The 26,239-nt window shown below is 50.5% G+C and carries 27 protein-coding genes, 1 other RNA gene and 1 riboswitch; of the genes, 12 read left to right on the forward strand and 16 right to left on the reverse strand.

What is annotated here, in order from left to right; all coding sequences use genetic code 11:
- Positions 1-40: 40 nt before the first annotated feature.
- The 8 genes from H6F68_RS18845 to H6F68_RS18880 all read right to left on the reverse strand — a co-directional run bounded on the left by H6F68_RS18845 (position 41) and on the right by H6F68_RS18880 (position 8,491).
- A complete protein-coding gene (locus H6F68_RS18845; protein ID WP_190561333.1) occupies positions 41-850 on the reverse strand; it encodes an FHA domain-containing protein in 810 nt (269 codons plus the stop codon).
- Between the two features lie 352 nt (positions 851-1,202).
- Positions 1,203-2,078, reverse strand: a complete 876-nt coding sequence (locus tag H6F68_RS18850; protein ID WP_190434132.1) for an alpha/beta fold hydrolase — start codon at positions 2,076-2,078, stop codon at positions 1,203-1,205.
- 154 nt (positions 2,079-2,232) lie between these two features.
- Positions 2,233-2,577, reverse strand: coding sequence for a DUF1815 family protein (locus tag H6F68_RS18855; RefSeq protein WP_190434131.1), 345 nt, complete (start codon positions 2,575-2,577; stop codon positions 2,233-2,235).
- Positions 2,578-3,006: 429 nt separating this feature from the next.
- Positions 3,007-3,219 carry a DUF2839 domain-containing protein gene (locus H6F68_RS18860; RefSeq protein ID WP_190434128.1) on the reverse strand — a complete coding sequence of 71 codons (213 nt, stop codon included), beginning with the start codon at positions 3,217-3,219 and terminating at the stop codon, positions 3,007-3,009.
- 120 nt (positions 3,220-3,339) lie between these two features.
- A complete protein-coding gene (locus H6F68_RS18865) occupies positions 3,340-4,947 on the reverse strand; it encodes an ATP-dependent DNA helicase (protein WP_190561335.1) in 1,608 nt (535 codons plus the stop codon).
- A 166-nt stretch (positions 4,948-5,113) separates the two neighbouring features.
- A complete protein-coding gene (locus H6F68_RS18870; RefSeq protein WP_190561743.1) occupies positions 5,114-5,971 on the reverse strand; it encodes a hypothetical protein in 858 nt (285 codons plus the stop codon).
- Positions 5,972-6,100: 129 nt separating this feature from the next.
- Entirely contained in the window at positions 6,101-6,700 is a 600-nt protein-coding gene (locus tag H6F68_RS18875; protein WP_190561337.1) for a DUF1517 domain-containing protein, read from the reverse strand.
- 201 nt (positions 6,701-6,901) lie between these two features.
- Positions 6,902-8,491 (reverse strand): pentapeptide repeat-containing protein, encoded by a 1,590-nt coding sequence (locus H6F68_RS18880; RefSeq protein ID WP_190561339.1) that lies wholly within the window; start codon positions 8,489-8,491, stop codon positions 6,902-6,904.
- Positions 8,492-8,611: 120 nt separating this feature from the next.
- Here H6F68_RS18880 and H6F68_RS18885 point away from each other — a divergent pair, with 120 nt between their 5' ends.
- Positions 8,612-9,451, forward strand: coding sequence for a prephenate/arogenate dehydrogenase (locus tag H6F68_RS18885; RefSeq protein WP_190561341.1), 840 nt, complete (start codon positions 8,612-8,614; stop codon positions 9,449-9,451).
- A 4-nt stretch (positions 9,452-9,455) separates the two neighbouring features.
- Here H6F68_RS18885 and H6F68_RS18890 read toward each other — a convergent pair whose 3' ends face one another.
- Both H6F68_RS18890 and H6F68_RS18895 read right to left on the reverse strand, forming a co-directional pair.
- Entirely contained in the window at positions 9,456-9,905 is a 450-nt protein-coding gene (locus H6F68_RS18890) for a hypothetical protein (protein WP_190561344.1), read from the reverse strand.
- Between the two features lie 69 nt (positions 9,906-9,974).
- Positions 9,975-10,553, reverse strand: coding sequence for a peroxiredoxin (locus H6F68_RS18895; protein ID WP_190561346.1), 579 nt, complete (start codon positions 10,551-10,553; stop codon positions 9,975-9,977).
- Positions 10,554-10,816: 263 nt separating this feature from the next.
- On the opposite strand from H6F68_RS18895, the gene H6F68_RS18900 reads away from it, so the two are divergent.
- Positions 10,817-12,355: a DUF697 domain-containing protein gene (locus tag H6F68_RS18900; protein WP_190561348.1), complete on the forward strand. Its 1,539-nt coding sequence runs from the start codon at positions 10,817-10,819 to the stop codon at positions 12,353-12,355.
- 4 nt (positions 12,356-12,359) lie between these two features.
- On the opposite strand, the gene H6F68_RS18905 is transcribed toward H6F68_RS18900, so the two are convergent.
- The 3 genes from H6F68_RS18905 to H6F68_RS18915 all read right to left on the reverse strand — a co-directional run bounded on the left by H6F68_RS18905 (position 12,360) and on the right by H6F68_RS18915 (position 14,296).
- Positions 12,360-13,469, reverse strand: coding sequence for an S-(hydroxymethyl)glutathione dehydrogenase/class III alcohol dehydrogenase (locus H6F68_RS18905; protein ID WP_190561350.1), 1,110 nt, complete (start codon positions 13,467-13,469; stop codon positions 12,360-12,362).
- A gap of 40 nt (positions 13,470-13,509) precedes the next feature.
- On the reverse strand, positions 13,510-13,869 hold the full coding sequence (locus H6F68_RS18910; protein WP_190561352.1) for a cupin domain-containing protein: 360 nt from the start codon (positions 13,867-13,869) through the stop codon (positions 13,510-13,512).
- 106 nt (positions 13,870-13,975) lie between these two features.
- A complete protein-coding gene (locus tag H6F68_RS18915) occupies positions 13,976-14,296 on the reverse strand; it encodes a hypothetical protein (RefSeq protein WP_190561354.1) in 321 nt (106 codons plus the stop codon).
- 203 nt (positions 14,297-14,499) lie between these two features.
- Between H6F68_RS18915 and H6F68_RS18920 the strand changes: the two genes are divergently transcribed.
- The 10 genes from H6F68_RS18920 to sipA all read left to right on the forward strand — a co-directional run bounded on the left by H6F68_RS18920 (position 14,500) and on the right by sipA (position 23,069).
- On the forward strand, positions 14,500-15,453 hold the full coding sequence (locus H6F68_RS18920; protein ID WP_190561356.1) for a DMT family transporter: 954 nt from the start codon (positions 14,500-14,502) through the stop codon (positions 15,451-15,453).
- A 102-nt stretch (positions 15,454-15,555) separates the two neighbouring features.
- Complete coding sequence (locus H6F68_RS18925) at positions 15,556-16,191, forward strand: peroxiredoxin (RefSeq protein ID WP_190434103.1); 636 nt, start codon at positions 15,556-15,558, stop codon at positions 16,189-16,191.
- A 150-nt stretch (positions 16,192-16,341) separates the two neighbouring features.
- Complete coding sequence (locus tag H6F68_RS18930) at positions 16,342-17,331, forward strand: cysteine synthase A (protein WP_190561358.1); 990 nt, start codon at positions 16,342-16,344, stop codon at positions 17,329-17,331.
- Between the two features lie 224 nt (positions 17,332-17,555).
- Entirely contained in the window at positions 17,556-18,032 is a 477-nt protein-coding gene (locus H6F68_RS18935; RefSeq protein ID WP_190434098.1) for a tryptophan-rich sensory protein, read from the forward strand.
- 127 nt (positions 18,033-18,159) lie between these two features.
- Positions 18,160-18,633: a TspO/MBR family protein gene (locus H6F68_RS18940; protein ID WP_190561360.1), complete on the forward strand. Its 474-nt coding sequence runs from the start codon at positions 18,160-18,162 to the stop codon at positions 18,631-18,633.
- A gap of 147 nt (positions 18,634-18,780) precedes the next feature.
- Positions 18,781-19,206, forward strand: a complete 426-nt coding sequence (locus H6F68_RS18945; RefSeq protein ID WP_190561362.1) for a peptidylprolyl isomerase — start codon at positions 18,781-18,783, stop codon at positions 19,204-19,206.
- A 300-nt stretch (positions 19,207-19,506) separates the two neighbouring features.
- A riboswitch (cobalamin riboswitch) is annotated at positions 19,507-19,670 on the forward strand.
- Between the two features lie 33 nt (positions 19,671-19,703).
- A complete protein-coding gene (locus H6F68_RS18950) occupies positions 19,704-20,771 on the forward strand; it encodes a sirohydrochlorin chelatase (RefSeq protein ID WP_190561364.1) in 1,068 nt (355 codons plus the stop codon).
- Between the two features lie 61 nt (positions 20,772-20,832).
- Complete coding sequence (locus H6F68_RS18955; RefSeq protein WP_190561366.1) at positions 20,833-22,116, forward strand: glycoside hydrolase family 10 protein; 1,284 nt, start codon at positions 20,833-20,835, stop codon at positions 22,114-22,116.
- Positions 22,117-22,731 carry a hypothetical protein gene (locus tag H6F68_RS18960; RefSeq protein WP_190561368.1) on the forward strand — a complete coding sequence of 205 codons (615 nt, stop codon included), beginning with the start codon at positions 22,117-22,119 and terminating at the stop codon, positions 22,729-22,731.
- Positions 22,732-22,769: 38 nt separating this feature from the next.
- Positions 22,770-23,069 carry a regulatory protein SipA gene (gene sipA / locus H6F68_RS18965; RefSeq protein WP_190561370.1) on the forward strand — a complete coding sequence of 100 codons (300 nt, stop codon included), beginning with the start codon at positions 22,770-22,772 and terminating at the stop codon, positions 23,067-23,069.
- Between the two features lie 63 nt (positions 23,070-23,132).
- Here sipA and H6F68_RS18970 read toward each other — a convergent pair whose 3' ends face one another.
- From H6F68_RS18970 to ssrS, 3 genes are all read right to left on the reverse strand, one after another.
- Entirely contained in the window at positions 23,133-24,452 is a 1,320-nt protein-coding gene (locus tag H6F68_RS18970; RefSeq protein WP_313930192.1) for a pitrilysin family protein, read from the reverse strand.
- Between the two features lie 116 nt (positions 24,453-24,568).
- Positions 24,569-25,837, reverse strand: coding sequence for a pitrilysin family protein (locus H6F68_RS18975; protein WP_190561372.1), 1,269 nt, complete (start codon positions 25,835-25,837; stop codon positions 24,569-24,571).
- A 176-nt stretch (positions 25,838-26,013) separates the two neighbouring features.
- A non-coding RNA gene (ssrS, locus tag H6F68_RS18980) (6S RNA) lies at positions 26,014-26,201 on the reverse strand.
- Positions 26,202-26,239: the final 38 nt, after the last annotated feature.

Consider the following 26,239-nt stretch of genomic DNA (forward strand, 5'->3'; position numbering starts at 1 on the left):
CTGATTTGGCTTATATTTCTCACATCTCGCGTGACAGTCTCTAATTGCAGTCGCTGAGCTTTTGCTTTTGGCTAAGTAACTGTTCTAGTAGACTGGCAGGCTGGGGTGGGTTTTGTATAGGCTCTGTAACAACCTCTGTTGGTTCATAGTCAGACCAATGGGATTGCAGAAAGCGGGAGGTTTCGTGTACTTCGGGTGGCAAAGGCTTTTCCCAGTTTTCTGAGTGAATCTTTGCTTCTGGTTCGGTCTTTGTAATCTTAGCTTCACCATCGTGAGTACAACGTGTCGCTAGCTGCTCTAGAACCTGCGGTGGCACAGGGCCTAAGGTCTGAGACGAATGACAGATAAAGAATGTAAACGTCAAACTGCCCAGACGGACACGATCGCCTTCTTTGAGCAAGGCACAGTGCCAGATGCGTTCACCATTGATGAAAGAACCGTTAGTACTATCAAGATCAATTAAATAAAATCCTTGGCCTGTCACGTATTGAATGACAGCATGACGCCGAGATAAGCGCTCATCCCGAATTGGTATTGCGGCATGGCGATCGCGTCCAATAATCCAAAGCTGTTGCGGCTGAAGTAAGGCTTGGGTATTTCCTTGAATTAAGTTTGTTACTAAATGAACCTGATCATCACTCACCACCCCCTGAACATATTGGAGCGTGACTTGATAGGGATGGCTCTTGCCAGAGTTCTCCAGTTCTAAAATCTCATTGAGCAAATCACGATGATGCTCATAAAGCTTGAGAAAAACCCGATATAAGCCTAAACGTTGTTCTAACTCTGCCTCGGTGAAATGGGACATCATTCCCAAGGATTGTGCAGCCCAAGAGCGTGGATCAATCATAGTTGGCTGTAGAAATTTAGACAGCGCACAACGTAACCTGTCGCCTTATAGAGTTACAAGGTGACGTTCGAAATATAACCAGCCGAAATGTAGGCAGGCTGCAAAATTCATGTCAGATTGGGTCTAACTATTTAGTGCTGATTCTCACAGCAGTAGAATTTTGCATCAAAGACGCGCTTAGTAAAATTGTCCTCGTGGCTGAATCAGCTCTTAGTAAAAATTACACCTTAGTCTCTAGATTAGAACGCCTAACAGCCCGAGATAACCGCAGTATTACTTAGTTCTCATTAGTCATGGCTTTAGAGAAAACTCTGGAAGACTTAGTTTTACGGAGACATCCTGCTTAAAAAGCTTAAGACTGTTGCAGAAAGCTTAAAAGCTCCCGGTTCACAGTTTGGGGTGCTTCTTGTTGAATCCAATGTCCACAGTGAGGAACGAACTTCAGCTTGAAGGCTCCTGCCATAAACGCCTCTAGCCCTTCAGTCAGCTTTGGACTCAATAATGCATCTTCTTCGCCCCACAAAACCAAAGTAGGCACCGTGATTAGCTCAGGTGATTGCCAACTACGCAACAAACTTTGCCAGGAAAAGAGCTGACGATGATAGTTCAGGGCCACTGCCAGCACGCCAGGTTTGCTTAAAGCTGCTTCATACATTTGGGTGTCTTCTGCTGTGAAAGCTCCCTTGCGGATGGCCTGCCCTCGGAAGAAATCCTGCACAAAATTTTTCAGATTTTGCTGAATTACCCACTCTGGTAAACCAGGCACTTGAAAGGCGAAAAAATACCAGCTCCGCCGCATTTGATCCAAGTTACTCGCTAACTCTTGGATAAAGCGTTGCGGATGAGGCGCATTCAAAATTGCTAGGCGATCGAGATAGTGAGGAAAACGTTGCGCCAAATGCCAAGCAATTACTCCACCCCAATCATGGCCCACAATATGAGCCCGGGTATAGCCTAAATTCTCTATCAACCCCCGGATGTCAGCGCTCAGGGTATCGAGGTCATAGCCATGCTCTGGCTTATCAGAATCGTTATAGCCTCTGAGATCAGGTACGACAACTTTAAAGTGACGGGCTAACACAGGAATTTGGTACCGCCAAGAGTACCAAAACTCTGGAAAGCCATGCAGCAAAACTACAAGGTCCCCTTCTCCTTGCGTCACACAATGGAGTCGAATGTGGTTTGTCTCTACAAATTGATGATGCCAACCAGAGTCTTCAACTGTCATGTCAAATCAGCACCTTTTCTGCATACCAGCATGGCTAACCTTGGGGTAGGAAGCCACTCTGAATTATGCCTCTAATTTGGCTTGGCAGTTGATTGATGGCTGCAAGGTTAAGGCTAGTGATTCCTGTGCTCAAGTCTCAAGCGATCGCTGAGTCCTATACTTCTTGAGCCACAGTCGGACGGTACTCTGCTGGCTTGATTTGATATTTCACTAGATTAGCCAACTCTTGCAACTGACTAATGGCTTCAGCACCCTCTAGCTTCATCAATTCCCGGTCGTCCCGCATTTCGGTCCAGGTAATCCCGTAGTCAGAAACCAAAAATCGGATTAAATGATTATCTCTCAAGCTCACCATGAAGGAGGCACTATTCATTTGCCCGCCGCAGGTGTAGCAAGAAGCTAGGTAGCCTCGATTTTCGAGTACAGTAGCCAGGGCTTGTAAGCTCATAACCAAGTCCTGGACAAATTGACGGTGTTGTTCTGCAAGTCTTAGAAACACGTTCGTCCTCCAATCACCACACCTCATTCTAGACCTTTTTATACTTTCTTAAGAATTTTGATTTTCCTAAGAAGTCAATCTTCAGGTGTTGGGATCTCTACTGTTCAGAATGCCCAGTTCTTTTAGTAAAGTTTGCGCTCCCAACATCACCTGCTCAGGTTAACGGACGGCTTCATTTGAGGAAGTATCCAGTACAACAGTTAGATGAACTCTTTCATAGTGAATCAAGCTCAAACAATAAGATTCCGCCTTTGGACTGACTTAAATTACAAGTAGCTTTAAGGCGGAATGTATACAAAGCTTGCAATTTGAACACAATCTCAATCATTGATTTGAGATTCATATAGTCCTGATTTGCAATCTGTATCAATGGACAAAGATTGTGCTTGAAAACACATTAATTAAGTGGTTTGAACTAACTAAGATTGCTTAGTTAACTTGCCACCACCCCAAGCTAGGCCCAATAAAACGAACCGTTATCCAGTAGGCAACTAGCAGTCCAATCCCTACCCAAGCGCCTTGAGAACTCCATTTGACGAATTGTTCGGATTGCTTTTTTGTGAATGAGAATTTAGAGAGGATACTCGGTTCTTGACCGTATTTTTCTCCCAATGCTTCTTTGCGACGCTTTGAATCACCCATGACTCTAGAGGTAAATATTGACGAATAATTCGATCGTAGTCTTTACACTCAGGATACGACCCAGTTGGCATTTCAAAGCTGAGGCATCTACAAATCTTCTTACCCCAAATGGGTAAAGAATTAGTCCAAAACCGAATAGTCAGATTGGTTAAACAAGCCTGGGTCGAGATAGTTAATCCGGGCTAAAGGGCTGAGGGCAGCAAGTACTTGATGACCATAGCTGCGATGTAAAACTCGGTTATCTAGCAGCGCAACTACCCCCTGACACTCCCTGACGGGCGCGATCGCTCGCTGCAACTCACTCAGCGCTGTAGGCAAGAGGTAGAGCCGAAACCAATCTTGCCGCAAGCGTTTGTAGTAAGCCACTCGGCCTGCCACCAGCGGGTGCTCTAGAGAGGGAATCGGTAGGGTTGCGATCGCCAAAAGATGCGGTGCAGGCAAAACATGCTGGTACTGCCGCCAAAATTCCCAGCCTGTGACTAAGATGCCGTTGTCATCCAGACAAGTCTTCTCCACCTGAACTCTGGAGCCAAACTCTCCTGCTAACACCGAGCCGATTTGGGCCTTTAAAGGTACATCCCCCACTAGCAGCACTGTTAAGCCTGGAGCAGTGAGGCTAATATTCAACAAAGCTCGCACTTCCTGGAGCAAAGCTGTCTGAAATTGAGGTGTGTTGGGCATCGGGAGCCCATCTGGTAAATAAAGCTGGACTAACTCACTCTGGCGATCGGGAGCAAATTTCAGACAGGTTAAATCTTTCAGACCCAGCCGTTGGCGGTAAATTGTTGCCTCTGCCTCTAAATCGAGCGCACCGCCAATTAAGACTACAGGCTGTTGAGGCCAAATTTTCTCTAAGACGGGGGCAACATCAACTGGGCCACAGTGCAAGGAAAATTGCCCATGCTGCCGTGCGATCGTCGCCCAAACGAGCTGATCAGGGCTCTGCAATCGCTGCCAAAAATAGCTCCAAGCGTCAGGCAGAGTCGGTGAAGGTAGAGAAGGATTCAGTTCGGTAACGAGACTAGACGGCTCACCAGATGCCTCTGTCTCCTGAACTGGAGCTTGCCCTGCATTGAGTTGCCTGAAGAGATCGTGCAATATTTCTCGTTCTTCTGACTCAACCAAGTAGCATTCGTAGGGATTGGCGGGATGCTGGAAGATCGCTCTCGTTAGTTGAACTCGCACATCTCGGATGGCTTCTGCTCGTTCAGGGCGGGCCAGCATTAGGTCGTTCCAGTGACTCGGCTCTAGGCGGGCTGTCAATTGGCTCTGCGCCCAAGCTTCCAAATCATCTACACCGTCCACGATGGTAGGAATGCCTTGAGGAAAGCGGCTTTGATCGGTTAAGCGATCGCTGAGCCACTCTTCGGGTGTCGTTAAGAGCAATCCTTGAAACTCTGGCCCAGGCCAGCGATCGCCCGTCAAAATTGGCTTATGGGTTTGAATCCACTGCCGAAGTCGCGGAATCTCGACCATGAGTAGGCGTTGCTGTACTTCTTCTGGCACCGCCAATACGGCTGAACCTGGCCAAATGAGTAAGGGCACCAAATAACTTAGGCGGTAGCGTCCGTGGCTACCGGAAGGAGCGCCTGCTTGAATCAAGGCGCTACGACCAAGTCTTAACGCTCGCGCCACCAAACGTCCCATCGTCAAGTGATGGGGCCAGTAGGGCTCACCTTGTTCTCGGAGGAAAGCACGGAGTTGCTGGTGGACTTCTACTTCAATCACAAGTCAGGAGCGTTTGATTACCGCGTGACCTTTATTCTGACATAGGCGCTAAAAATCCCTGCTGGTTCTAAAGTCACCGCAGGGATTTTTGCAACATGATGCTTGATCAATTATGACAACTGTTAGCCAAGACAGGGGCTTTTAGCCAGGCTTGTTTGAACCTGGATTAGCGCCGTCGGCCACTTGAGCGCGATCGCCGTACTCCAGTAGAGCGACTGCTGCCAAAACCACCAGAACCCCGGTTGACTCTAGGCTGCGATCGCCCAGATTGGCGGAGCGTACTGGAACCATATCCAGAACCAGTAGAACGATTGCCAGAGGTGGAAGGTCGCCGTACCGTACTGGGTTGACCAGAAGTAGGAGTTCTCAAACGGCCCGTAGTCCGCAAAGTTTGACGGTTGCGCACAGCGGGAGGTGGAGTTTGATAACGCGATTGGTAGCTGTTCACAGCTTGGCCGTAAGTATCGCCATATCCACCGAATCCCCTTAAACCGCCTGGTTGGTAGACAGGTGGCACGTAGTAACGTGGGGTGAACAAGAGATTACCAACGACCTGTCCTGCCAAAGCTCCCGCAAAAGGCGTCCAGAAACTCGATTGTTGACGCACAACCACTGTTTCTTGTCTGCCAGTCTGAGGATCGGTTTGATTCTCGACCACGTTGTGAACGTACTCAATTTTGAAATCTTCTGCCACATGGAGGGACGCTTTGCCCCCATCAACTTTTAGATAGTTTTGCTGTTTAGAGGAAACTTCAGCCTCGGTGAGGCGAGCCATCTGCAAATCGGGGGTCCGAAAAACGGCAGGCACTCCGGGCTGTGTATTGAGCAAGACCAAGCTATATTCGCCGTTAGCGTCATTATAGGTTGCCTGCTGTACAGGATACTGACCACTGGGTATGCGAGTGGGTGCGGTCGAAGCACTCACGCTAGGAGCTGGAGACTGAACTGATGGAGTTTCACCACAAGCTAGCGTGGTCCAACACAACGCCACAGCCGTAACTAAAATTACAAATCGACGAAACATAGGTGGGTGAATTACTGTATTCATTTCAAGATTGATTTTATGAACCATCCAGCATCGTGGCTAAATGGCATGGGATGGATTTAGCGGGTGAGGCTATCTCCTGCAACTGGCAGCTATTACTCATGGTCCCTAGAGGGGGACTAACTCTGCGAAGTTGAGTAATAGTTGATCTGAGGTCAGTTCATCACCAAGTTGAGCGGGTGAGAAGTGCACCTGGATGGCTCGCAGATTGCCCTGGTAATGTAGATTAATCAGCGCTTTTAAGGCTGCTGTCATTGCTTCCATACTAGCGAGATCGGTTTCCAATTCAGGGACTTCCCCGGTAAAAGCGACCGTGATCATCACCACCAAGTTGCGCGTGACAGGTAAGGTTAATGGCTCCACTTCTGGAGATTGGCTTAGATCTGGCTCGCTGAGGTACCGCTGGGCTGAATCTGTGAACAAGTCGGTGACAAAGTCTCCCGCTTCTCCTTCATTCCAAAACACATCCCCCTCATTAGCGGCAGTTTGCCAGTAGAGATCGTTTTGCAACAAAGTTTGGCAAACTTCAACCAACCCCTCTCCCAAGACTTGCAAATCACCATCCGATTCCATTGCCTGCCGAGCGGCACGATTGAGCACACCTAGGACCGGGGCAACTTCTTGCCCTGCTAAATGCAGCATGAGCCGACAAACAACAAACCGAGTGCGCCCACTCATTTGGCTAAAGCGATCGCGCCAAGAACTCATGGTTGACCTCGCTGCTAAAGACAACTAGTACAGGTTACCGCCTGCCTATCGCTTACTTTAGTAGTCATCGGTTTTCAGACTCTCTACCTTAGGGTAAACGTGGGCAGCATTCCTATTTTCTAGCAAGGTTTGGCCCCAAAGCTCTACCCCAGAAATCCGCCCCTACAGATGCACGCTCAGAGCTCCACCTCTAGCAGGTAGCTAGCGATCTAGGTAATAGAATCCCCGCAGGAAATCGATCACAACACTTACGGGCAGTAGAGTTGGCTTGTTGGCACTGGCACTCTGCAACCCAGCTTTAGCGAAGCTAGAAGGACTCATGAAGCGTTTGCCAAACATGGGGTGGTAGTAGGCGGTAAGGGTGCGATCGCTGGAATTAGTCAGAATGGTTTGAGTAGGCGCAGCAAAAAAGTTGGTTTCTCTCTCTAAGGCTGGCTTTTCGGCAGGCGTTGGTTCTTGGCTAGGTAAAGGTGGCGAAATCCGAATCTTTTCGGTTTGCTGGCTGATTTGGGTCAAGGCGGCGCTGAGCTGCTCTAGCCGCTCTAGTTCCTTGACGCTCAACTCTTGCGTGCCTTGCGATCGCACCATATTTAGCAGCCCTAGGATTTGCTGTCGCACTGTCTTGGCATCTTGAAACGGCAAAATTGCCACATAGGCGATCGCAAACAGTTGTTCATCACCGTTGAGGCCAAAGGTCAGCGTAGTGCGCCGTCGACCGACATCAATGCTGGGAGGAGAGCCTAACGTTTTGCAGTGTTGGGCAATTTGGTGATAGGCAGCGGCCAAGGCCAAGTGCCCTGCTGAGCTGAGCGGCGCGTCAATGACCACCTGCACCGTAGGCGGGGTCGATTTGAAAAATTTCTTGTGTTCTTCAGCGGCAAAGCGATGAATTTGGCTTTGGTCACCTGTTGGGCTCAGGTCAATCCACTCACAGGTAATTCCTTCGGTTTTAATGCCAAAACGGGATACTGCATGCACTCTGGCTCCGGTTAGAGTGGCACCTGTTAAGTCCGCGCCAATCCAATCAGCTCGAATTAAGTTCACTTGGCTCAGGTCTGCGTAGACCAAGCTGGTGTTCATCAAATTGGTGTTGCTCAGATCCGCCCGACTCAGATCAGCGCCACTGAGCTTGGCCCCGCTCAAGTCGGCTCCATGCAATTTAGCGCCACTGAGGTCAGCCCAGCGTAGATTTGCACCGCTGAGGTCAGCACCGCTGAGATTGGCCTGATTCAGGTTAGCCTGCCGCAGCTCCGCGCCGCTCAGATTGGCACCGCTGAGGTCTGCCTTGCTCAGATCTGCACCTTGTAAATTTGCTTGCTCTAAAGTAGCCCCTGTGAGAGAAGCACTTCTCAAATCAGCTGAGCTGAGGTTGGCCCGGAGCAATGTGGCCTGACGCAATTTAGCTTCGCGTAGATTCGCCTCACTCAGGTTTGCTCGACTTAAGTTCACACCACTTAGGTCTGCTAACACCAACTCCGCCCGCACCAGCGCTGCTTGTGTTAAGTTGGCCCCGCTTAAGTCAGCCCGAATTAAATTGGCCACATTGAGGTTAGCGCCGCTCAAGTCAGCCTTGGTCAAATTCGCGCCACTGAGCCTAGCCACATTCAGTTTGGTTCGACTCAGGTTAGCTTCACTCAAATTCGCGCCACTGAGATTTGATACACTCAAGTTCGCTTGACTCAAGTTCGCTTTGCTCAGGTTGACGCCACTGAGATTAGCCTCACGTAAGTCAGCCGCTATAAATTCTCTAGTTCCCGCTCCGTATTTTTTTAGGAGTTCCTCTGCGTTCATCAAGATTTCCTTTTAGAGATCCAAAAATGATGGAGATAGGCGGCATCTAGTCATGGTTGAGCTACGTGAGCCTAAGTAGCTGGTTGAGTCAGTAAGCACTGAATATTGGCAGGATAGCAGATGAATATTGGGATTGTTGGACTGGGCTTAATCGGGGGCTCGTTGGGGCTAGACTTGCGATCGCGCGGGTACCAGGTTTTGGGTGTAAGTCGTCAAGAGCACACTTGCCAGCGAGCCATCGCCAGGGGAGCCGTCGATGATGCCAGTGTCAACTTAACGCTCTTAGCTGCCGCTGACGTGGTCTTTATTTGTACTCCTCTCTCCGCGATCGAAGCAACCGTCATCCAGCTGATCCCACACCTGGCTGCGACCACGATTCTAACGGATGTTGGCTCGGTCAAAACCTCCGTGGTGGACAGTATTACTCCACGCTGGCCCAACTTTGTTGGTGGGCATCCAATGGCAGGGACCGCAGAGAATGGCATTGAGGCAGCCCAATCTGACTTGTTTGCTGGAAAACCCTACGTCCTGACACCGACAGCCAGCACCCCACCCGTGGCGATTGAAACACTGGAACTGCTAGTGCGATCGCTGGGTGCTCACCTCTACCACTGTCGGCCTGAGGATCATGATCGGGCTGTGGCTTGGATCTCTCATTTACCTGTGATGGTCAGCTCCAGCTTGATCGCAGCTTGCATGAGTGAGACAGACCCTACCACCCTAGAACTTGCCGAAGCTTTAGCCAGCTCTGGCTTCAAGGATACAAGCCGCGTTGGGGGAGGAAATCCAGAGCTGGGATTGATGATGGCCCGCTATAATCGCTCTGCTCTGTTGCGATCGCTAGCTGCCTACCGGAACCAACTCGATCAAATCATGGCGGCTGTGGAGCAAGAAAACTGGGACGGTTTGGTAGACCAACTAAAGCAAACTCAGCAAGGGCGATCGCGCTTTGTGAAGTGAGAAGTTAAGGCTTCGCTCGCATCACCTCTCGGCCCAGCATAAATAGCCCTGCCACTCCTAAGCCCACAAACCAGATGTAAGGCTGCCAATAGTAGGTCATTTGTTCAGCAGGGCCAAACTCTGGGCAAACCCACTTAATGTAGAGCCACAGCAATGCCAAGGATGTGGCCCCAGAGCCGACAAAAAATAGTCCTACCCGTAGACGAGCAGGTTGTAGCTCTGTTGCACTTGGTAAGCTCCACGGACGAGCCGTTGGTTCAGCAGTAATGGGGTCTGATGCGATCGCTGCGGGTGAGTCAGCGGCAATCTCTAAGCTGGGTGGGGCAGGAGATAGTTCTAGGGGGGGTAGCAGATCAATAGTTTGCGGTAGCGGTGGCTCAGCAAACTCTGGCGGCTCAGCAAAGTCCCAGGATTTTGGTGAAGAAGCGGAGGCAGGGTGAGATTCCAAGTTCATGGAGCAGCTTCCTGCATGAAACAAGATTGCTTTCTATGGTAGGACACTCCGCTAACCTCCCTGCCTGATTTAGGTTACGGATGAAACGGATGAAACCGTCGTGGCTTGCAGTTCATTCAGGCGAGCGAGCACTTCGCTGCTGTGGACAGCAGGATTCACACCTGTGAAACGCTCCCGCAAAACTCCTTCCGGATCAACGATGAAGGTATGCCGTGCCGAGAGGAAGCCTAACCAAGAACCGTAAGCTTTACTCACACTGCCATCTGCATCCGCCAAGAGCGGAAACTTTAAGCCTTCTGAGTCACAGAACTCTGCGTGAGAATCGACAGAATCAGCGCTCACCCCCAAAATTTCGGTATTTTTGGCTGAGTACTTTGGTAGATCCTGCTGGAAGCGACGAGCTTCCAAGGTGCAACCAGAGGTAAAGTCCTTGGGATAGAAGTAGACAACCACCCACTTACCTCGATAGTCGGCGAGCGAAATTGCTCCATCTCCCGTATTTGTCGGCAAGGTAAATTCTGGCGCGGATCGGTTGAGTTCTGGCAACTTGCCGCCGAGCGCATGGGCTGCTGGTACTAGATTAAAAACCGCCAATATGGCGAGAACGTAAGCGAAGAGAGCACCGAGCAACGTACGACGAGAGATCATGGTCAAGATGTAGGGCTGTACTTAACACAAGTTTACATATTTCTCAGGTATCTTAGCCTCTGTTTAGCGGTAGTCCCAGGATCTTCACAAAAAGTTCGCGATCGCCCGCTTATTACTGGATTGCTCTTTAAGATGCCTACATCCTGATTGATCTAAACGGATAACCCTCTATTCGTCCTGCTCGACACTTAACAGAACTGGCTACGATGAAATTAGGCGTTTATTGTCTTTAGAGAAAGCGCTGATTTCCCTGGAGGTTCACTTTGGATAGTTCTCGGCCTCAATTTGATCCTGATGCCAATTTAGTTGCCGCTGACCAAACCAGTGGGGATTGGCAGCAGACCAACTTGGACGCAGAACTGGAAAATGCCATTTTTAGCTTTGAAGACATTCAGGCAGAACTCAATTACAAGCAAGCCCAAGATGCCCTACGCGAGATTGTGGATCATCTAGATTTAACACCGCAGGAACGTGCTGGACTGGAGCCAGAAATTCAAGGTCTAGAGCGCATGCTGGATAAGCTAGACCGTTCTGTGGTGCATATTGCTGTGTTTGGTATGGTGGGGCGAGGCAAGTCTTCTTTACTCAATGCCTTACTCGGCCAAGACCTCTTTGAGGTTGGCCCTATTCATGGGGTGACCCAGATGATTCAGAGCGCAGATTGGAGCCTGAGAAGAGAGGCTGTGGCGGGAAGCGATCGCGACATTATTCGGGTAGCGTTACCAGGAGTAGGCGATTCTCGGATTGAGCTGATTGATACGCCTGGTATTGATGAAGTGGATGGTGAAAAGCGCGAAGCTTTGGCGCGTCAAGTGGCAAAACAAGCAGATTTAATTCTGTTTTTAGTCGCGGGTGACATGACCAAAGTAGAGTACGAAGCGCTTTCAGAATTGCGGGAAGCCAGCAAGCCAATTCTGTTGGTATTTAACAAGATTGACCAATATCCTGATGCCGATCGCACGGCAATCTATCAAAAAATTCGAGACGAACGAGTTAAAGAATTGCTCTCTCCAGAAGAGATTGTGATGGCAGCGGCTTCTCCCCTAATTGCTAAGGCTGTACGTCACCCAGATGGCAAAATGACCGCTCAACTGAGCCGAGGCATTCCGGAAGTTGGCGAGTTGAAACTCAAAATTTTGGAGATTCTGCACCGAGAAGGCAAATCTCTGGTGGCCCTGAACACCATGCTCTATGCCGATGATGTCAACGAGCAACTGGTGCAGCGGAAGATGGAAATCCGCGATCGCAGTGCCAACCAAATTATTTGGAATGGAGTCATGACCAAAGCGGTGGCGATCGCTCTCAACCCCATCACAGTGATCGATGTGTTGGGGAGTGCGGCCATTGATGTAGCGTTGATTCTGACGCTATCGAAGCTTTACGGCATCTCTATGACTCAAAAAAACGCCATTAATTTGTTGCAAAAAATTGCGCTGACAATGGGTGGCATCAGTGCCAGTGAGCTTCTAGTGACGTTTGGATTGAGCTCTCTGAAAGGGTTGTTGGGTGCTTCGGTTCCAGCCAGCGGAGGACTAGCGATCGCGCCCTATCTCTCTGTTGCCATTACTCAGGCGGGCGTAGCAGGCGTTTCCACCTACGGAATTGGTCACATCACCAAAGCCTACCTCGCCAACGGAGCCACCTGGGGACCAGAAGGCCCCAAAGCAGTCGTGACCCGGATCTTGGCTTCGCTGGACGAAGAATCAATTTTGGGTCGCATTAAAGATGAACTGCGGGCCAAGCTGGATCTATCTACCAAGCGGGCGCAAGCTAAGGCCAATTCTTCAGAAGAGCAAGTTTAAATCGCTAAAACGTCACGACAGTCCGAATTGCCTCACCTTTGTGCATCAGATCGAAGGCTTCGTTGATTTGCTCGACTGGCACCACATTAGTGATCAGATCATCAATGTTGATTTTGCCGTCCATGTACCAATCCACAATTTTGGGTACATCAGTACGGCCTCTCGCTCCCCCAAACGCAGAGCCTTTCCAGACGCGGCCCGTCACTAGTTGAAATGGACGAGTGCTGATTTCTTGGCCTGCTCCCGCCACCCCGATGATGACGCTGACACCCCAACCTTTATGGCAGCACTCTAGAGCTTGGCGCATGACGTTGACGTTGCCGATGCACTCAAAGCTGTAATCTGCTCCGCCTTTGGTCAGCTCTACTAGGTGAGCTACCAGATCGCCCTCCACTTCTTTAGGGTTGACGAAGTGGGTCATGCCTAATTTTTCGGCTAAGGCGCGTTTCTGGGGGTTGAGGTCCACACCCACAATCATGTTGGCTCCTACCATCCGGGCACCCTGGATTACATTGAGGCCAATACCACCCAAGCCAAACACCACGACATTGGCTCCTGGTTCTACCCTAGCGGTGTAGAGCACGGCACCAATTCCAGTCGTGACACCACAGCCGATATAGCAGACTTTGTCGAAGGGGGCATCTTCACGAATTTTGGCGACGGCGATTTCGGGTAGCACCGTGTAGTTGGCAAAGGTAGAGGTACCCATGTAGTGATGGATCATCTTGCCGCCGATCGAGAAGCGGCTGGTGCCATTGGGCATCAAACCTCGGCCTTGCGTGCCTCGAATCGCTTGGCACAGGTTGGTTTTGAAGCTGAGGCAATACTCGCAATTGCGGCATTCAGGAGTGTAGAGCGGAATCACATGATCGCCAGGTTTTACCGAAGTGACTCCTGGGCCAACTTCCACTACCACACCAGCACCTTCATGCCCCAAAATGGCCGGAAACAAGCCTTCTGGGTCAGCACCAGAAAGCGTAAAGGCATCAGTGTGGCAAACTCCTGTCGCTTTGATTTCGACTAGCACTTCCCCTGCTTGGGGGCCTTCTAGCTGCACCGTCTCAATAGTCAACGGCTTCCCAGCTTCAAAGGCAACTGCAGCTTTTACATCCATGACACGGCTCCTAGCATCACTCTCTCAGACATACTCTGGCTTAATAGACGGTTTCGTCTTCTCTGCGCCATGCGGGATCGACAATGCAGATAAACACAAGCGGTTCGCTGCCAGTGTTGCGAATAAACTGCTTAGCGTCGGGTGGAATATAAACGGCATCCCCCGGTTCCACCATTTGGGTTTCGTCTCCAATGTGCATCTGTCCTCGACCGCTGAGAATGTAGTAGACCTCAGAGGTAGTCAGAGAATGAGGCGTGGAGGTTTCCCCGACCGGAACGATCGCGTGGGCTAGACTGTAGCGCAAATCTATCGCTTGCTTGTCGGGATGTAGGAGTTCTCGCAGTAGGGTACTGTCGCCAGCTACAAATTCTTCGCAGTCAAAAAGTTTTCGTACTAACATTCTTAGGCTTCACCCGATCGCTGGCAACGATTGTAGAGTACCAGAGCTATGATCGAACGCTCAGACAATGAGGAGCGATCGCTCTCAGAACCTTTAGAAGCAATCCTTAGTAGTGAGAAACGGGTAGGGGCTGGGAGGTAGGTTCGTAGTCAGGGCAGTAGATCGCATCTTCAGAGAGGGCTGTGGCGGGATGCACAGTGCATTTGAGGTGATAGTCCCCGGTGAAAAACTCACAGTTGGCACAAGGGATTTGGTGCATGCGCTTGGCACTCGTTACACTATCTCGCACGGCTGACCAAGTGTTCCAACTCACTAAAACAACTAGACTCCAAGCCGTAATAAAGCAAACAGGAATCAGAATTGGCTGAATAACCTGAATCAGGAAATACAGCAGTTGCAATAGGCTAATCAAGAGGGTGTCAAACATAAGAAGTACTGATGTCACCGATTAGTTTTAATTACCAATCGATCTCAGGAAATGCAAGTGGTTTGTAAAAGTTTTTGAGACATCTCCCCTTCTGGCCGTGTCGGTTGATGGGGTTGTCTTAATTCCAAAATTAGCAATCGCTAGACTAGAAAGCCTGTGCCGTTGGAGGCATCTGTTTTTATCTGCTTTTTATCTGGGGGTTTATGCCACTGCACCATAGTTCGGGGCGTTGGCGATTGGGCTTAGCGTTGTCCCTGCTGACCGTATTGCTTTGGGGAGTGCTGCCAGTAGCGCTAATGGTGACGTTGCAGGTGTTGGATGTATACACCGTCACTTGGTTTCGTTTCCTGATTTCCTTTGGGCTGCTGGCGCTATATTTGGCAAGCCGCAAACAATTACCCACTCTAGAAAAGCTGCGATCGCCCGGATTATGGAAGCTGTTGGCGATCGCGACTGTATTTCTGGCGATCAACTATTTGCTGTTTCTACAAGGACTGGCTCAAACTTCACCCGCTAATGCTCAAGTGCTGATTCAGTTGGCTCCCGTTTCGATGGGTTTAGGGGCTTTGTGGGTGTTTAAGGAGCGTTACAGCTTGCGCCAGTGGACAGGTTTAGCTCTGCTGACACTGGGATTTTCCTTGTTTTTTCATGAGCAACTGCAAGCACTCGTGACTAGCTCGGCTCAATACTTGGGTGGGAGTGGTTTGTTGGTTTTGGCTGCGATCGCTTGGGCAGTTTATGCCTTAGCTCAGAAGCAACTGCTCCAAACCTTGCCGTCAGCCACAATCATGATGGCGATTTATGGTGGGGCGATGCTTCTGTTTACTCCAACTGCTGCCCCACAGAAACTTCTCAGTTTGGATACATTTCATTGGATTGCCTTGCTCTTTTGCGCTTTAAATACTTTGATTGCTTATGGTGCCTTTGCAGAAGCGCTGGATCATTGGGAGGCCTCTAGAGTTAGTGCGGTTCTCTCGCTCACTCCAGTTGTGACCATTGGCACTATGTTAGGATTGCCTGTCTTCTGGCCGACCCTAATTGCCCCGGAGCAATTGACTATTTTAGGGATTGTGGGGGCGATTTTTGTGGTGTCAGGGTCTTTTGCGATCGCCCTAGGTCAAAGACCAAAGACAGACCCATCCGCAGTAAAATCATAAAAAGATCTAAACTCCGAGCGGAAAACCGGAGTTTTATGTCATGATCACAAGTTAGAATATTTGCTTCTGACTCGCATACTTAGACCACAGGAAATCTCGGTTATGGTTCTCCAACTTGGTGACGTAGTTCCCAACTTTACGCAGCAATCCAGCGAAGGCGAAATCAATTTTTATGACTGGGCTGGCGATAGCTGGGTTGTTTTCTTCTCTCACCCTGCTGACTACACGCCAGTTTGCACCACCGAACTTGGCGAAGTTGCTAAGCTCAAGCCTGAATTCGACAAGCGCAACGCTAAAGTGATCGCGCTAAGTGTTGATGATGCTGAGTCCCACAAAGGCTGGATCGGTGACATCAACGAAATTCAGAACACCACGGTTAACTACCCAATCTTGGCAGATGACGACAAGAAGGTGTCTGATCTGTACGGCATGATTCACCCCAATGCCAATGCCAAGTTGACAGTTCGCACCGTATTCGTGATCGATCCTCAAAGAAAACTGCGTTTGACGATCACCTATCCCCCCAGCACTGGTCGTAACTTCCAAGAAATTTTGCGGGTCATCGACTCTCTGCAACTGACCGACAACTACAGCGTTGCCACTCCTGTGAACTGGAAAGATGGCGATGATGTTGTAGTCGTACCTTCTATCCCCACCGAAGAAGCGAAGCAGAAGTTCCCCAAAGGTGTGACCGAAATCAGACCTTACCTCCGCATGACCCCCCAACCCGACAAATAAGCGGCTCGCGGTCAAATTAATTTCTGTAGGGTGGGCAATGCCCACCTTATTTTTTGGGGAATTTTGGCTGAGGCGATCGCCCCCTAAAACCGCAATCCTGCCACGTCTATGAGTCAAAATTTTTAAAGGGAAGCAATAGGTAAATTGAGCATGGATATTAAAAACGGATTTGTCGGCAGCGTCGGCAACACCCCCTTAATTCGGTTGCACAGCTTCAGCGAAGAAACAGGGTGCGAAATTTTGGGTAAGGCCGAGTTCCTTAACCCAGGTGGCTCTGTGAAAGACCGGGCCGCGCTATACATGATTGAAGATGCCGAACGCAAAGGGTTGCTGAAGCCCGGTGGCACCGTAGTAGAAGGCACCGCAGGTAACACCGGAATTGGTTTGGCGCATATTTGCAATGCCAAGGGCTACAAATGCCTGATCATCATCCCTGACACCCAATCCCAAGAAAAAATTGACACGCTACGAACTTTAGGGGCTGAAGTGCGTCCTGTTCCTGCCGTACCTTACAAAGACCCCAACAACTACGTTAGGCTTTCTGGCCGCATTGCCGAAGAGATGGAGAATGCCATCTGGGCGAACCAGTTCGATAACTTAGCGAATCGGTTGGCTCATTACCACACGACTGGGCCAGAAATCTGGGCGCAAACTGAGGGCAAAGTTGATGCTTGGATTACCTCGACTGGCACAGGTGGAACCTACGCTGGGGTGGCAATGTTTCTCAAGGAAAAGAACCCCAACATCAGAGCAGTATTGGCTGACCCAATGGGTAGCGGTCTCTACAGCTATGTCAAGACAGGCGAAATCAGCTCGGAAGGGAGTTCCATTACTGAAGGTATTGGCAACAGCCGCGTTACAGCCAATATGGAAGGCGCACCCGCCGATGATGCCATTCGCATCCATGACCAAGAGTGTGTAGAGGTTGTATATCGCCTGCTGCGAGAAGAAGGCTTATTTTTGGGCGGCTCCAGTGGGATTAACGTCGCTGCGTCAGTGGCACTGGCAAAACAAATGGGGCCCGGACATACCATTGTGACCATTTTGTGTGATAGCGGCTCCCGGTATCAATCGCGGTTGTTCAATCTGGATTGGTTAGCTGAGAAGGGGCTATCTCCAGAAGCGATCGCCACTGCTTAAACGATCTCCTATCAACCTCCCTCTAAGAGTTCGATGCGCCACCCGCTCTCAAGCTATGGCAACAGCCATATTGGCTAGAGATAATATTCGCTACGGATATTTATGGGTGGTATGTGCCATCAGGTTCCCACCCACGACTGAGTAAGCTTCCGCTTGAACTTGCCACCATAAACATAAGCTGACTGATTGAGTCAGTGGAGCGGGTCAGGATAGGAGGCAAAGACATGGTGGAATCTTGGATGATTATTGGTGGCATCACCTTTTTGGTGGCTTTAGGGGCAGCTTGGATCAGACCCCGCGATACCGTCTGGGCCGTAGAGCTACAGCGTCCTTTGTGGCTCTTCTTTGAGCCTCTAATTCCGGTGATTTGGACTTTTGTGTTTAGTTGTGGGGCTGCTTCTGCCTATTTGGTATGGGAAAAGAATCCAGGTAGCTTGCAAATGTGGCTCCTCATGGCGCTGTACCTACTACTAGAAGTAATTACTGTTGCTTACATTCCGCTTACTCTCAGGCTGCGAAATATTAAAGTCGGGGTGGTGTTAGGCGGTATTGGTGTGGTTTTAGGAGTTTTCCTCGCTAGCTCGATTTTGTCAATTTCTGGTTTGGCAGTGCTTTTGCTCTTGCCGTACTTGATTTGGAGCCCTATTGGTACCTATGCCACATTGGAGATGATGCGACTCAACCCTGAGGCAGCACACTAATCTTTCCGCTGGTCGATTACGGCTGACCTAATGCCCTGACAAAATCGCTTCATAACTTATCTTTGCTCAGAACTGTCAGATCTGATTTGAGCCAAGTGCAGCCTGTGGCCCAGAGGAAGCTAAAAGCATGATCAAGTCTTGGATGGTAATTGCAGCCGTAACCTTTTTAGTGGCGATCGGTGGTAGTGTGATTCGGCCCCGTGATGTGAAATGGTTTCGGCGCTTACGTCGTCCAAGATGGCTCACCTTTGAACCTGCCATTCCAGTGATTTGGGCGGTGGTTTTTGTCTGTGGCGCATGGTCTGCCTACAACATTTGGGAACGAGACCCCGGCAGCTCAAAAACCTGGTTTCTCATGGGTTTCTATCTGCTATTAGAAATTGTGACAATTGTCTATCAACCTCTGACGTTGTGGCTGCGTAACCTCACCATCGGCACATTCATTGGTGGTACTGGAGCGGTTCTAGGTTGGATTCTGGCAGCGGTAGTTGCACCCGTCTCCGCTACTGCCGCCGCCCTCCTCATCCCTTATCTAATCTGGAGCCCGATTGGTACCTATGCGACTTGGGAGTTGGCAAAGCTGAATCCAGAATCTGCTTAAACTTGTGCTTAGATAACCCAGTCAAGGGACAGTTGGGGCCACGGCTGGTGGAGCGAAATGTAGCGATCGCGACTTTTGTTCTAAGCTGGATGAGATGAATTGGCTGGTAGACGCAATCAGCCATCTCGGCTTATTTAAGGAGAGACCATGACTCGCGCCATAATGGAAACTGCCAAAGGCACGATTAACCTGGAGCTATTTGACCAGGATGCGCCTAACACGGTGAAGAACTTTACCGATCTTGCCAATAAAGGGTTTTACGACGGTCTGACCTTCCACCGCGTGATTTCTGACTTCATGATTCAGGGTGGCTGTCCTCAAGGCACAGGCACCGGAGGCCCAGGTTACAAAATCAAATGCGAAACGGCTGGCAACCCCAACAAGCACTTGGCGGGTAGCCTGTCGATGGCTCACGCTGGTAAAGATACAGGCGGTAGCCAGTTCTTTATTTGCCACTCACCGCAGCCCCACCTCGATGGCAAGCATACCGTGTTTGGCAAAACGGAAGATATAGATGTCGTGAACGCAATTCGGAAAGACGACAAAATCCTCTCCGTCAAGATCGAATCCTAGGTAAATCTTAGGTAGAAGTAGTGTCGCGATCGCCTCATGGCTCATCCAAGGAGCGATCGCCCAAGTTCCAAGCAATTCGCGAATACCTAAGCTCCCATCTAATAGCCACTCTAATAGTCAAACCCAACCGTGCCCTAAAACCAACTTCTGGAGGAGGTCTGGAGGACGCAGCCGTCCTTCAGCGGGGGTTTGGGGGCAAGCGCCCCCAAGGGTTCGGTTCTAGTAAATGTACCTGCACGCCAACCAAAAGATCAGAGAGCGATCGCCCTCAACCCCCTCCCCCGCATACAGTCCCAAGAACAGATGGGATAAGATAACGAAGCACACGTGAACAGTAGCCAGATAGGGAAAATCCGGTGCGAGTCCGGTGCTGTGCCGCAGCTGTCAATGGAGCTGAAAATTCGGATTTGGTAGAGTATCAGCTCTCCTCAGCCAGAACGCCTATCTGTTACCACTTCACTCACTTCCTGCGTCGCACGGGAAAGAGGATTTGACTCATGTTAACTACCAATTCAACCCTGTTGAATACAATCGATGCTGCTGCCCCGGTGGCACAACTACCGCCTCTGCCCATGCAGCGACCTTTACTGCTGATTGGGCATGGCAGTCGGGATGAAGATGGACGGCGGAGCTTTCTCGAATTTGCCGCAGCGTACCAAGCTCTAGATACCTCCCGCCCCGCAGTTCCTTGCTTCCTCGAACTCACCGCTCCCTCCATTCAAGAAGGTGTTGATCAGTGCGTCGAGCAAGGCTACACCGAATTTTCCGTTTTGCCAATCTTGCTCTTTGCCGCCCGCCACAACAAATTTGATGTCACCAACGAACTCGATCGCGCTCGACAGCGGCATCCCCAGGTCAAGTTCCACTACGGTCGGCACTTTGGCATTACTCCCGGCATTTTGGAGTTGTGGCGATCGCGCCTAGCCGAACTCGACCAACCCCAATGGAACCCCCAAGGCATTGAGCGCAAAGATACCGTCCTGCTGTTTGTTGGTCGCGGAGCCAGCGACCCAGATGCCAACGGTGATGTTTACAAAATGGCTCGGATTCTCTGGGAAGGCAGCGGCTATAGCACCGTCGAAACCTGCTTTATTGGCATCACCCATCCCCGCTTAGAAGAAGGCTTCCGTCGCGCCCGCCTATACGAACCCAAGCGAATTATCGTCCTGCCTTACTTCTTGTTTACTGGGTTGCTGATGAAGAAGATCTTTGACATCACCACACAGCAACAAGAACTGCATCCCGACATCTCCATGACCTGCTTGCCAGAAATGGGCTTGCATCCGCAACTCTTCTCCATTTTGCGGGAGCGAGAAATTGAAACCCAACTGGGCCAAGTGCAGATGAACTGCGAGATGTGTAAGTTTCGTTTAGCGGCTGTCGCTAATGGTGGCGGTCATGGGCACGGTCATGATCATGGGCATGGTCACGATCACGATCATAATCATGATCAGGCTCACGGGCACGATCACGGCCACGGGCATGGTCACGGGCACGACCATCCTGCTGTTGATCCCTACGCTGAACCTGCTCAATACCACGAGAGAATTTGGCAAGTTCCCTAAAGACCTAGACCCACTAAAGCGATCGCCAGCTAGACTCTAGAAGGTTGGTTAATGCAATAGGATGGGCAAGAAGTTTCAGACTGGGCTAGTCTGCTTACTCTCTTTGATGTTGGTGGTTGTGCTTTTGGTTGTGCCAGCACAGCGACCTAAGCCACCAGCGGCCCCAGCATTAACCGAGTTACGCGGAGTCTGGCTGACCAACGTCGCAAGTGCGGTCCTGTTTCGGCCTGGGGGAGTTAAGCAAGCCTTCAAGCAGCTATCTCAGCTCCACTTCAATACGGTTTACCCCGTCGTCTGGAATCGGGGACATACCCTGTATCCCAGCTTTGTGCTCAAGCGGAGCATTGGGCGATCGCAAGACCCCATGCTAACGAGTTTGCGTTTAGGCAAAGACGTTTTAGCGGAGATGGTTCAGCAGGGCCATCAACAGGGACTCAGGATCATTCCTTGGTTTGAATACGGCTTTATGGCTCCCGCTGGCTCGGCGTTGGTGCAGCAGCATCCCGATTGGCTCACTAGCCGTCAAGATGGCACCACAGCCATTCGCTCAGATTGGGAGCAATTAGCTTTACCCAATGCTACAAAGTCGCGATCGCCCTCCTGGCTAGAATTAGCTCAGCAGAAACTGCGGCAGCCGTTTGGCATCAGTCGAGTTTGGCTGAACCCACTGCACCCAGAGGTGCAAACCCTGATGGTTGATCTGATTGTAGAAGTCGTGACTCGCTACGATGTCGCTGGGATTCAATTAGATGACCACTTTGGGTTGCCAGTAGATTTTGGTTACGACGCTTTTACAGTCAAGCTTTATCAGCAAGAACATGGGGGTAAACCGCCTCCTGATGACCCGCTAGACGCGGAATGGATGCGCTGGCGAGCGAATAAAATTACCGCTTTGATGGAGCAAATTTTTCGCACTGTGAAGGTGGTGCGGCCCTACTGCTTAATCACGCTATCCCCCAACTCTCAAGGATTTTCCTACAGAACCTACCTGCAAGATTGGCAAACCTGGGTGCGGCAGGGCTGGATTGAAGAACTGGTTTTACAGGTCTATCGCCAAAGGTTGTCTACTTTTGTGGCGGAACTAAAGCAACCTGCAGTGCAGTTCGCGCGTCAACGGATTCCAGTCGCGATTGGCATTCACACAGGCTCTTGGGGGCAGCCCGTCAACATGCAGCAGATTCAAGAACAAGTCCAGGCTGCGCGTGAGCAAGGGTTTGATGGTGTCTCCTTTTTTTACTGGGAGAGCTTGTGGAGCTATATTGCGCCTGAATCGCCTCAGATACGGCGGCAAGGATTCAAAACTTTGTTTGTTGCGCCCGCTCAACCCCCCAGGACAAATCGCTAGATGGGTCATTCAACTTCCGCTCTATTTTTAGCCCAGCCTGGACAAAGGTTAGCCTACCGCTTTTGCCTGCAATGGATAGGCGGCAATATTTTAGGATTTTTGATTAGCCTTTATTGGTTAGAAGTGGGCGAAAGAGCCGCTTTGCAAGGCTTGGAAGGCGCGATCGGCGGTACTGTAATTGGTTTAGCGCAGTGGCTAGTGTTGCAACGCTGGTGTCCTCAAGCAGGCTGGTGGATCTTGTCTAGTACCCTCTGCTGGACTGTTTTAGGAGCTAGCAAGTTAGGGGCTTTGGGCTGGGTCGTGCCGCAAACCCACTCAGATTTGTTGCGATTGTTCTACGGGTTGGTGGATGGCATGAAGATGGGAGCCATACTCGGAGTGAGTCAATGGCTGGTGTTGCGGCAATGTTTTGCGGATGCAAAAGCCTGGATATTCGTCAGTGTCTTAGCTTGGGCGATCGCGCTTGGCAGTGGTTGGGTGATCGGTGGCTGGCTGCACACGATCACAGGTTTGTTTCTAGGGGAGGTGATTGGGTTAGCCTTAGTTTGGCTACTGATGGCGCTGATGACTGGAGTGGGCTTGGCTCAGTTGCTCCGAGATGCGGCAATCAAGTAACCTAACCCATTGGGGAATCACCAGGACTAGAAGAAGTTATGTCTAAAGAATTTGCTGTTGGCGATCGCGTCCGGGTAGTGACGATGCCACCCTATGTCAAGACAGCCGACCCCATGCCGATGTTGCGACCCCCCAATGTAATTCAGCTTGGGGAAGAAGGCACGATTTTGGATCGTCGCCCCGGCGGCTACTGGAGCATCCACTTTAGCAGCGGCAAGTTTCTGCTCGATAGCCAGTACCTTGAATCCGCTGATGCAACTGCTAACAACGCTGAAGCACTAGAAGCCGAAGTGATTGAGTCATCGCACACAGAAACCCTGCCTCCCACTATTGAATAAACCAGCAGGAAAGCTTTGAATCTAGCTCCCCTTCCCTCTAGGGAAGGGGATGGGGGTTAGGTTTTAAAGTGTCACCGGAACCGCGATCGCATTGACTGACGCGGCTGGCCCCACTAACGAAACGTAAGGCTGAGTGAAGTGACGGCAGGCGGCTTGTTGCGCAGCTGCTGGTGTGACTGCGACGATCGCTTTCTGGAACTGAGCATCAAACTCTACACCCAGCCCTAAGGTTTCGTACCAACCTAAAACCTGAGCAATTTGGGAATTGGTTTGCTTACCGAGGGCGTATTGCCCCAACAATTTATTTTTAGCAGTTTGCAATTCTGCTTCACTCAGCGGAGCGTCGCAAAGGCGCTGAACTTCGTACTGCAATCCCTCTAGGGCAGTAGCCGTATTGTCGGGAGCGGTGCCCATGTAAGTGACAAACTGGGATTGGCCTAGACGTGTGGGGTAGAAGGCAGACACCTCATAAGCTAAACCGCGTTTTTCCCGTAGCTCCACAAACAGGCGACTGGAGAGACCGTTGCCCAAATAAGTATTGAGCAGCTTCAAGGCAATGTAGTCGAGGGCGGCTTCTTCTGTGCTGGCTTGGCTCTTGGCTGCGGGAGCGAGGTAGCCCAGCATAATAATCGATTGCTGGGTTTCTTGGGCCGTAACCACCTGCTGCGGCTCTACGGGCACCACAGGTAGCGTCAGGGCAGGAATAGAACTGTCTGGCGCTTGCCAATCTCCAAAGACTTCCTGAATCTGAGCGATCGCGGCTTCTGGTGTGATGCGTCCCACCAAGCTAATCACGATATTGTCAGGGCGAAAATAAGTTTGGTGATATTGCTGCAAGTCGCTACGACTAAGTTGCGCGACGCTCGCTGCGGTACCAATGGCGGACAAGGCGTAGGGGTGGTCTTGATACATCGCTTGCCGCAGTTGCTCCATTGCCACAGCAAAAGGCTGTTCTTGCTGAGAGCGAATGCTTTGCAAGGTGAGGCGACGCTCCAGCTCTACTTCAGATTCTGGGAAGGTGGGCGATCGCAACAGTTGCCCTGCCAACTCCAATATTTCCACGAAGTCACTGGAAACGGTCTTCAAGCTCATCAAGAAGTAGTCAGTGGCTGCATCCGTGCTGAGGCCTGCACCCACCGACTCCACGCGCTCGGCAATTTCCAAAGAAGACAGCTGATCAGTGCCTTTCGTCAGGACTGAAGCGACCAAGTGAGATAACCCAGCTTGCTCAGGACGCTCCCAAATACTTCCGGCTCGAATGAAGATCCGAGCAGCAATAATGTCGGCGGCAGGGTTCTCTACAGCGAGGACAACCATGCCATTCTCTAGCACTGTGCGATGAACTTGGCGGTTTTGCAGGAAAGGGGTCACACTTTGATCCACGAGCAAACTGATCCTTACTATGCTGGTTTGACTAAGTTTTGGCTGTTTTGATTCTGGCTAAACCGCGTAAATCGCCCCATCTAGTATCTCAACAAAACGTTACGGATTTGCTTCTGCTAGTCTAGCGGTCGCAGGATAGTGGCTGCATAGTGATAAGGAGAGAGATATTGGCTGGCAAGATGTTGCAACTCTTCTGGCTGAAAGGCTTGAATCCTTTGAGGATAAGTGACCGCAACTTGAGCTTTAGCGATCGTGTTGTAGTAGCCGTAAAGCCCTGCTAATTGCCCTGGCGTTTCGGTAGAGAAGGCATAGTCATTACACAGTAAACGCTTACAGCGAGCCAGTTCCTGATCCCGAACCGGAGTGGTTAATAGTTCAGAGAGGCGATCGCAAATAATCGCTTCCACTCGCTCCAAATTTTCTGTGTCTAACCAGACGTTAATCGTAAATAAGCTGGACTCTCGTTGCAGCGAAAAACCGCTTTGAATGGCTTGCACTAAATTACGTTCTTCGCGTAGCTCCCGCACTAAACGCGAGGATCGACCATCAGCGAGCAAAACCGACAATAAATCCAAGCCGTAGGCATGCTGGAGTTGATCGACACCGGGGCCAATCCAAGCCATCATCAAGCGGCTTTGCTCTAGGCGAGGTAAGCCCAACTCTTGACGACGAATTCCTACAATCGGCGGTTCTGCTTCAATTTCACCAATGGGGCATTCGGTGCGATCGCTAAATTGACCAAAGGCTTGGCCAACCAGTTCCGTGGCGGCAGTTACATCCAAACCCCCAACGATCGCCACCGTCATCTTTTCGGGTTGATAGTGGTTGCGGTGAAAGCGGCGCATCGCTTCGGGCGAGTTTTGCAACAGATGGTCTTCTGTCCCCAAAACCGAGCGGCCATAAGGATGGCGTTGATACACGCTCTCCATCAGGGCTTGGAAACCAATCCAATCAGGGTCGTCGTAGGCTTGGCGAATTTCTTCTAGCACCACATCGCGTTCGCGGTCGAACTCCTCGTCGGGAATGGCGGCATGCAGCACCAATTCAGCTAGGTGGGGCAGTGTATCAGGCAGATGTTCGGCAGCGGTAGTAATGAAATAGTGAGCGTAATCATGGCTGGTCGCGGCATTACTCACCCCACCTCGACTTTCTATTGCGTGGTCAAAGTGACCGGGAGCGAGGCGATCGGTGCCCTTAAAAATCATGTGTTCTAGAAAATGTGCCATCCCAGACCAGGGCTCTGGCTCCGCGATCGCACCTGCTTGGACCCAGACATCTACGACGGCAACAGGCGTGGCAGCAATTTCTTGGTGAATTACCGTCAACCCGTTGTCCAGCTGAAAAACATTGGCGGGAAAGTTTGAACCGACCAAAAGCTGTGACAACCTTGCTTACTTAAATCAAACTCGAAGTGAATTCGAATTAGACCATCGTAGCGCTTCATGCTCCCTAGTTTCGAAAAGCTTGATACAAATTTGATTTGCCCCTATGGTAACGAGGCGCACTAAATAAAAATTCCCCCGCCTATAGAGACAAGGGAATTTTTATTAAATATTTGGTTGGGTTCCCCGCAACGCCGTCTTACCTCAGTTTTTGACCTGGAATAAATCCAGGTGGGTACCTTAGCTCTAGTTTTAAGTTTCCGAGTACATGCTCGGTCTACTGCCACTAGACGCTTAAATCAGTTCCCGTATTAGCGAAGCATAGATCATAAAACATTATTGGCAGTCACCAACGCCGCAGTAGAACCTCTCACCTATTTTAGCTGCCTTGGGCGAGAACGACCA

Origin of the sequence: Trichocoleus sp. FACHB-262 (genome assembly GCF_014696035.1) — a bacterium.
In the GTDB taxonomy this organism is placed as follows: Bacteria; Cyanobacteriota; Cyanobacteriia; order FACHB-46; family FACHB-46; genus Trichocoleus.

What these genes read in the sequence shown, in the direction of transcription:
- H6F68_RS18950 (WP_190561364.1), top strand. Translation starts at nt 19,704, where the DNA reads ATGTTAACTACCAATTCAACCCTGTTGAATACAATCGATGCTGCTGCC.
- H6F68_RS18905 (WP_190561350.1), bottom strand. Translation starts at nt 13,469, where the DNA reads ATGGATGTAAAAGCTGCAGTTGCCTTTGAAGCTGGGAAGCCGTTGACT.
- H6F68_RS18930 (WP_190561358.1), top strand. Translation starts at nt 16,342, where the DNA reads ATGGATATTAAAAACGGATTTGTCGGCAGCGTCGGCAACACCCCCTTA.
- H6F68_RS18890 (WP_190561344.1), bottom strand. Translation starts at nt 9,905, where the DNA reads ATGAACTTGGAATCTCACCCTGCCTCCGCTTCTTCACCAAAATCCTGG.
- H6F68_RS18885 (WP_190561341.1), top strand. Translation starts at nt 8,612, where the DNA reads ATGAATATTGGGATTGTTGGACTGGGCTTAATCGGGGGCTCGTTGGGG.
- H6F68_RS18925 (WP_190434103.1), top strand. Translation starts at nt 15,556, where the DNA reads ATGGTTCTCCAACTTGGTGACGTAGTTCCCAACTTTACGCAGCAATCC.
- H6F68_RS18960 (WP_190561368.1), top strand. Translation starts at nt 22,117, where the DNA reads ATGGGTCATTCAACTTCCGCTCTATTTTTAGCCCAGCCTGGACAAAGG.
- H6F68_RS18945 (WP_190561362.1), top strand. Translation starts at nt 18,781, where the DNA reads ATGACTCGCGCCATAATGGAAACTGCCAAAGGCACGATTAACCTGGAG.
- H6F68_RS18895 (WP_190561346.1), bottom strand. Translation starts at nt 10,553, where the DNA reads ATGATCTCTCGTCGTACGTTGCTCGGTGCTCTCTTCGCTTACGTTCTC.
- H6F68_RS18955 (WP_190561366.1), top strand. Translation starts at nt 20,833, where the DNA reads ATGGGCAAGAAGTTTCAGACTGGGCTAGTCTGCTTACTCTCTTTGATG.
- H6F68_RS18845 (WP_190561333.1), bottom strand. Translation starts at nt 850, where the DNA reads ATGATTGATCCACGCTCTTGGGCTGCACAATCCTTGGGAATGATGTCC.
- H6F68_RS18940 (WP_190561360.1), top strand. Translation starts at nt 18,160, where the DNA reads ATGATCAAGTCTTGGATGGTAATTGCAGCCGTAACCTTTTTAGTGGCG.
- H6F68_RS18880 (WP_190561339.1), bottom strand. Translation starts at nt 8,491, where the DNA reads ATGAACGCAGAGGAACTCCTAAAAAAATACGGAGCGGGAACTAGAGAA.
- H6F68_RS18870 (WP_190561743.1), bottom strand. Translation starts at nt 5,971, where the DNA reads ATGTTTCGTCGATTTGTAATTTTAGTTACGGCTGTGGCGTTGTGTTGG.
- H6F68_RS18860 (WP_190434128.1), bottom strand. Translation starts at nt 3,219, where the DNA reads ATGGGTGATTCAAAGCGTCGCAAAGAAGCATTGGGAGAAAAATACGGT.
- H6F68_RS18920 (WP_190561356.1), top strand. Translation starts at nt 14,500, where the DNA reads ATGCCACTGCACCATAGTTCGGGGCGTTGGCGATTGGGCTTAGCGTTG.
- H6F68_RS18935 (WP_190434098.1), top strand. Translation starts at nt 17,556, where the DNA reads ATGGTGGAATCTTGGATGATTATTGGTGGCATCACCTTTTTGGTGGCT.
- H6F68_RS18910 (WP_190561352.1), bottom strand. Translation starts at nt 13,869, where the DNA reads ATGTTAGTACGAAAACTTTTTGACTGCGAAGAATTTGTAGCTGGCGAC.
- H6F68_RS18850 (WP_190434132.1), bottom strand. Translation starts at nt 2,078, where the DNA reads ATGACAGTTGAAGACTCTGGTTGGCATCATCAATTTGTAGAGACAAAC.
- H6F68_RS18875 (WP_190561337.1), bottom strand. Translation starts at nt 6,700, where the DNA reads ATGAGTTCTTGGCGCGATCGCTTTAGCCAAATGAGTGGGCGCACTCGG.
- H6F68_RS18915 (WP_190561354.1), bottom strand. Translation starts at nt 14,296, where the DNA reads ATGTTTGACACCCTCTTGATTAGCCTATTGCAACTGCTGTATTTCCTG.
- sipA (WP_190561370.1), top strand. Translation starts at nt 22,770, where the DNA reads ATGTCTAAAGAATTTGCTGTTGGCGATCGCGTCCGGGTAGTGACGATG.